The organism is Kitasatospora sp. NPDC059571, assembly GCF_042735675.1.
In the GTDB taxonomy this organism is placed as follows: Bacteria; Actinomycetota; Actinomycetes; order Streptomycetales; family Streptomycetaceae; genus Kitasatospora.
This window is the reverse complement of sequence record NZ_JBHWBW010000415.1, coordinates 1-6,048: the sequence shown is the minus strand read 5'-3', so window position 1 is coordinate 6,048 and position 6,048 is coordinate 1. Positions and strand designations below refer to the sequence as shown.

General features: G+C 77.5%; 4 protein-coding genes and 1 pseudogene. 4 read left to right on the top strand and 1 reads right to left on the bottom strand.

Annotated elements, in window-relative coordinates; translation table 11 throughout:
* The first annotated feature begins 735 nt into the window (after positions 1 to 735).
* The 4 genes from ACFV0G_RS31525 to ACFV0G_RS31510 all read left to right on the top strand — a co-directional run bounded on the left by ACFV0G_RS31525 (position 736) and on the right by ACFV0G_RS31510 (position 5,637).
* On the top strand, positions 736 to 2,208 hold the full coding sequence (locus ACFV0G_RS31525; protein WP_380555398.1) for a hypothetical protein: 1,473 nt from the start codon (positions 736 to 738) through the stop codon (positions 2,206 to 2,208).
* A 226-nt stretch (positions 2,209 to 2,434) separates the two neighbouring features.
* Positions 2,435 to 3,871: a HEAT repeat domain-containing protein gene (locus ACFV0G_RS31520; protein WP_380555396.1), complete on the top strand. Its 1,437-nt coding sequence runs from the start codon at positions 2,435 to 2,437 to the stop codon at positions 3,869 to 3,871.
* A gap of 106 nt (positions 3,872 to 3,977) precedes the next feature.
* A complete protein-coding gene (locus ACFV0G_RS31515; protein WP_380555394.1) occupies positions 3,978 to 4,712 on the top strand; it encodes a DUF1775 domain-containing protein in 735 nt (244 codons plus the stop codon).
* Positions 4,713 to 4,866: 154 nt separating this feature from the next.
* Positions 4,867 to 5,637 carry an SDR family NAD(P)-dependent oxidoreductase gene (locus ACFV0G_RS31510; RefSeq protein ID WP_380555392.1) on the top strand — a complete coding sequence of 257 codons (771 nt, stop codon included), beginning with the start codon at positions 4,867 to 4,869 and terminating at the stop codon, positions 5,635 to 5,637.
* A 54-nt stretch (positions 5,638 to 5,691) separates the two neighbouring features.
* Here ACFV0G_RS31510 and ACFV0G_RS31505 read toward each other — a convergent pair.
* Positions 5,692 to 6,048, bottom strand: a pseudogene (locus tag ACFV0G_RS31505) (allophanate hydrolase subunit 2 family protein); the annotation flags it as partial.

The following is a 6,048-nucleotide window of genomic DNA, read 5'->3' as shown; positions in this document are numbered from 1 at the left end:
TATGCCGCGCCGCGGGGACCCCCGGGACCACGACCCCCACACCCGTGGGGGTGTTCACCCGGCGGCCGCCCCGCGGGCGGCCCGCGTTCTGGGGCGGGGCGGGGGGGGCGGGGCGCCCCAGGGCCGCACGCGGGTCGCGCAGTTCGGCGGCGCGGGGGGCGGGCCGCCCTCCGGTGGTCGCGGTGGGGGGCCGCAGGGCGGAGCGGGCCTGACCCGGGACGAGGCGTGCCGTGCCCGGTTCGGCGACGGGTGCCGGGCGGGTGCCGGTGCTGGCTGTTGAGTACATGGGCTGGTGAGGGTCCCTTCCTGGCCGACTGGTGCTGCCGGCTCCTGACGAGCCGTCCGCTGCCGACGGGCGACGGATTCCGCCGGCAGGGCCCGGGTGGAGTGCGGGCGTCGGGCGCGGAGGCGGCCGGAGCGGTCCGCCGCACCCTGGGGAATGCGGTCTTCCGTCCTGCCGCGCCGTGCCCGACGCCCCCGCGCCACCCCGGCTGCGCCACCCCTTCCACCGGTCCTCCGGGGCCCGCCGGAACGGTCCCTGACGGGGCGTCCGGCCGGTGCGGGCCCCGCGGGGCCCGGCTCCCGGCTCCGAGGTCGGGGTGGCGCATTCCTACCTGACACCCCGTCGGCACTGGTACACCACGTAGCGGACCCTGGCGAAGGCTGGCGAATTGTCGCGTGGCATGTGACAGAGCCACTACTGTCGAAATCAGCCGAGGAACCTGGGGGCTTCACGTGGACAAGGGGCCGAACACCAGACTCGCCGACCTCTTCGCTCTGACCGGATGGTCCAAGGGCGAGCTGGCCAGGCTGGTCAACCGGCGCGGTGCGGCGATCGGGCAGCAGCAACTGTCCACCGACACCTCGCGGGTGCGGCGCTGGATCGAGCAGGGGGAGATCCCCCGCGATCCGGTGCCGAGGGTGCTCGCCGCGGTGTTCACGGAGCGGCTCGGCCGTGTCGTCACCACTGAGGACCTCGGTCTCGAGCGACACCGGCCCCCCAGGACGGGCACCACCGCGCAGAGCGAGGCGGCAGTTCCCTGGGAGTCGGATCGGACAGCAGCGGTCCTCACCGAGTTCACGGGAATGGACCTCATGCTGAACCGACGCGGTCTGGTCGGCGCGGGCGCCGCGCTCGCCGCCGGCGCCGTCATCGCCGACAACCTCCACGACTGGCTCACCGGGGACGGTGTCGCCTACGCCGCCCAGCGCCCCGGGCCCCGCCACGTCATCACCCAGGGCGGCCCGCAGCCGATCGTCGACGTCTACGACGCCGGCCCGGTCGGCAACGACGAGGTCGCCGCCCTGGAGCGCTCGGTGGACGTCTTCCGCGCCTGGGACGCCTCGCGCGGCGGCGGCCTCCAGCGCAAGGCCGTGGTCGGCCAACTGAACGAGGTCGGCGGCATCCTGACGCACCGTCATGCACCGGCCGTGGAGCGCCGGCTGTGGACGGTCGCCGCCAACCTGGCCGTACTGGCCGGGTGGATGTCGCACGACGTGGGCCTGGAGCCCACCGCCCAGCGCTACTTCGTGATCGCCGCGCAGGCCGCCAGGGAGGCCGACGACCGGCCGCGGGCCGGCGAGGCGATCTCCCGGGCCGCCCGGCAGATGCTCCACCTCGGCCGCGCCGACGACGCACTGGAGCTGATGCAGCTCGCCCAGGCCAGCGCGGGAGACCGGGCGCTGCCCCGCACCCGGGCCATGCTGCACACCGTGGAGGCCTGGGCGCAGGCCTCGCTCGGCCGCTCGGACGCCACCCGGCGGGTCCTCGGCGAGGCCGAGGACCTCTTCGTCCAGGACGACGGCGAGGCCGCACCCAGCTGGATGCAGCTGTTCAACGAGGCAGAGCTGCACGGCATGCAGGCCCTGGTCTACCGCACCCTCGCCGAGCACGACCCGGGCGCCGCCCGGCTCGCCGAGCAGCACGCCCGGCGCGCCATCGAGCTCCGTCCGGCCGGCCGCGAGCGCTCCGCACTGCTCGACCAGATCACCCTGGCCTCGGTATACTGGATCTCCGGCGAACCGGACGCCGCCTGCCTCCAGGCCAAGCTCGCCATGGGGGCGATCAACCAGACCTCCTCGATGCGCACCTGGGACCGGCTGCGCGAGATGTACCGGTTGGCCGGCCGCTACGACACCATGCCGGCGGTGGCCGAACTGCGCGAGGAGATCGACTCCGTGATGCCGGAGCGGCGCCGGCAGGTCTGACCCCCGCACCGCGCCGGGAGCGGGACCCGGCCGGGGCGGGTGGTGTACGGAGGGCGGGTGCGGCGGGTGCCCGCGGGCGGCGGCTTCCGGCTGCCCTGTGTGCGCAGCGGGCCGTCAGGCGGTAGCCTTCGGTGATTCCGGCGCCCGGGCGCCTGTACAGGACCGATCCACCCCCGGCGACGGAAATCCCGTTGCCACGACGACCGCCGCAACGGATGCTGACCTCATGTTCGAGCCAGTGATAGCGCCCAGTGCCAGTCTCGTAGGCCTCCTGCAGAGGGGCCGCGGCGACGGGCAACTGCATGCCCTGGCGGCGGACCGCGACGAGGCCGTCGAGGCCCTGGAGACCTGCGTCACGCACGACCCGCGCGTGGACTGGCAGGTCGAGAACCGCTCCCTCTACTACGCGCGCCTCTACATGGAGCTGGAGGCGCCGCTCACCGGCATAGAGCGCCATCTGCACGCGCCCGACGACACCCTCGACCAGGACGAGGCCCGCACCGGCCTGGCCCTGTCCGTGCTCGGCCACCTGGCCGCGTACGGGCGGCGCGACGCCCTGGACCTGCTGCGCGGCTACGTCGCCGCCGGCTGGAACTGGGCCTGGGCCCTGGACGAGCTCGCGCTGCGCGACGACGACCGCGCCCTGCTGGAGCTCGCCCCCGCCGTGCTCGGCCGCTTCCCGGCCGGCCCCGAGGGCGACGCCGAGCTGCGCGCCGCGCTGCGCGCCGCCTACGAGCCGCGCCCGTGGCGGCTGTGGGCCGCGCACCACCCGCGGGTCGCCGCGGCCGGTGAGCAGTCCCCCTTCGACCTCTGGCAGCGCCAGCTGAACCGCGGCGGCGTGACCCCGGGCTGGAGCACCGTCGACGTACTCGCCTGGGCCGACCTGCCGGAGGGCGACCCGGCCGACCCGGAGGCCGCCGCCCGGCGTGCGGCCGCCGCCGCGCGCTGCCTGGCCGCCGTGGTCCGCCCCGAGGACCGGCCCGCCGTCCTGGAGGCCGCCCGCAACGGCCGCCTCGGCGCCCGCTCCGCCGCCCTGCGCCACCTCGTCGACCAGCAGGATCCGGCCGTGGCCGAGCTGATCGAGGCCGCCGCCGCCGACGTGGACGAGCGGGTCGTCGCCGCCGCACTCTCCGTGCTCGGCCGGATGCGCGGCCCGCAGGCGCTCGCCGACGCCCGCCGCTGGGCCGACCCGGCCACCGGCGGCGCCGACAGCGCGCTCGGCGAGGCCGCCGTCCGGCTGCTCGCCGACGCCGGCGAGGCCGCCGACGGACCGCTGGTGGTCGACGCCCTGCGCCGCTGGATCTCCGTCCGCGGCACCGAGGGCGCCGGACTGGCCACCCTGGTCGACGGCGCGCGGCGGCTGGCCGCCGCTGCCGCCGTCCCGGCCCTGCGCCACGTGTACGGCGAGACCGTCTCCTCCGAGCTGCGCGGCCGTGCGGCCCGGGCGCTGGCCGTCACCGACCCGCACTTCGCCGAGGGCCCGGCGGTCGAGTGCCTCTGGGACTGCGAGGAGTCGACCCGCGAGCTCGCCGCCCGCCATGTCACCACCACGGGTGATGTCCGGGTGCTGGAGCGCTTGCGCCGGCTCGCCGCCGATCCCGCCGAGGAGGCCGAGGTCCACGCGGCCGTGCGGGTGCGGCTGACCTCGCGCGAGCGCCCCTAGCGTCTCCCCGGCAGGGGGACGGCGCCCGCGAAGGCCGCCGGGGCGCCCGCCGCGTCGGGCATCATGGACGGGCCACGTCAGCCCAGCCCTTGGAGCACCCGGCGCCATGAACCATTCCCGCCTCCTCGCCCGCGCGGCGACACCCGTCGCCGCCCTCGCCGGGGCGCTGGCCCTCGCGGCGCCCGCCTTCGCCCACGTCGAGGTGGAGTCCGCCACCCCGCAGGCGCTGGCGGTCGGCGCCGTGGTCGCGTTCGACGCCGAGGGCGAGTCGAAGACGGCGGGCATCTCCCAGGTGCGGGTGGCGCTGCCGGCCGGGATCGCGCCCGGCGACGTGACGCTGGCCGACGGGCCCAAGGGCTGGCAGCTCAGCGCGGTCGACGGCGGCTACCAGGTGGCCGGGCCCGCCCTGGCGCCGGGCCGGAGCGCGGCGTACAAGATCAAGGTCCGGCAGCTGCCGGACGCCCCGCAGCTCGTCTTCAAGTCGCTGGTGACCTACACCGACGGCCGTGTCGACCGGTGGATCGAGCTGCCGCAGGGCGGCGCCGAGCCGGCGCACCCGGCCCCGGTCCTCAAGCTGACCGCGGCGGCCCCCGGCGCCAAGCCGCTGCCCGCGACCGGCACCTCGGCCCCGCCGTCGACCACGGCGTCCGCCTCGGCGGCGCCGTCCACCGGTGCCCCCGCCCAGGCGGCCCCCTCGGACACCGCCGCGCCGTCGGCGAGCCCGGCGGCCTCGGCAGGCGGCTCCTCCGGCAGCGGCGCGGCCACCGTCGCAGTGGTCGGCGTGCTGGTGGTGGCGGTGGCCGGTGTCCTGCTCTGGCGCCGCCGGGCCGCCCGGGGCTGACCGGGTCGGCGCCCTCCGGCGTCCGTGACGGCATGTCAGCCGGTGCCGGGCGGCACCGCTGCGGCATGCTGGGGCCGGTCCGACCTCCGCCGCGGGTGCGCCGCGCACGGCCGGCCGGGCCGCAGGGCGGACCACCACGGACGGGAGCGACGGCATGGGCGGCGGACGGCTGGCGGGCAGGTCGGCGGTGGTGACCGGGGCGGCCCGGGGGATCGGGCGGGCCACCGCCGAGCTCTTCGCCGCGGAGGGCGCCCGGCTGGCGGTGACCGACCTGGACGGCGGGCCGCTGGAGGCGCTGCGGGCCGAACTGGCCGCGGGCGGCGCCGAGGTGGTGGCCGTCGCGGGCGACGTGGCGGACGCCGCCGACGCCCGCGCGATGATCGACGCCGCCGTCCGGGCCTACGGCCGGCTGGACGTCCTGGTGGCGAACGCCGGGATCCTGCCGCTCTCCACCCTCGCGGAGACGGAGCCGGAGGACTGGGACCGGGTGATGGCCGTCGATGGCCGCGGCATGTTCCTGACCTGCAAGTACGCCATCGAGGCAATGACCGCCGCGGGCGGCGGCGGGTCGGTGGTCTGCCTCTCCTCGATCTCCGGGCTGGCCGGGCAGGCGAGCCAGGCCGCGTACGGACCGGCGAAGTTCGTCGCCACCGGGCTCACCAAGCACCTGGCCGTGGAGTGCGCGCCGCAGGGCATCCGGGTCAACGCGGTCGCGCCGGGCACCATCCGCACCGACCGGGTCCGCGCGCTGCCGGACGAGCCCGGCGGGCAGGAGTACCTCGACGCGATCGTCCGGCTGCACCCGCTCGGGCGGCTCGGCGAACCGGTCGAGGTCGCCCGGGCCATCCTCTTCCTCGCCTCCGACGAGGCCTCGTTCGTGACCGGTACGGTGCTGCCGGTGGACGGCGGCTACCTCGCGCAGTGACCGGCCGGCCGTCCGTCCGGTGCGTGCCCGGGCCGGCCGTCCCGTGACGGCGGGTCAGCCGCGCTGCGGCAGGAACCGCACCGGCGTGCCCGGCCGGGCCTGGGCGGCCGCGGCGAGATCGGCCCGCGGGACGACCCCGACCACCGGATAGCCGCCGGTGGTCGGGTGGTCGGCCAGGAAGACCACCGGCAGGCCGTCCGGCGGCACCTGGACGGCACCCAGCACCATGCCCTCGCTGGCCAGTTCACCCGCGCGGGAGCGCGCCAGCGGCGGGCCCTCGGTGCGCAGTGCGATCCGGTTGCTCGCGGCGGGGGGGCGGGGGCGGGCGGCGGGGGGGGGCGCCGCCGCAGGGGGGAGGACGCGCGTGGGCGGGGGGGGGCGCGGGGGCCGCCGCGCGGGGGGGCGGGCGGG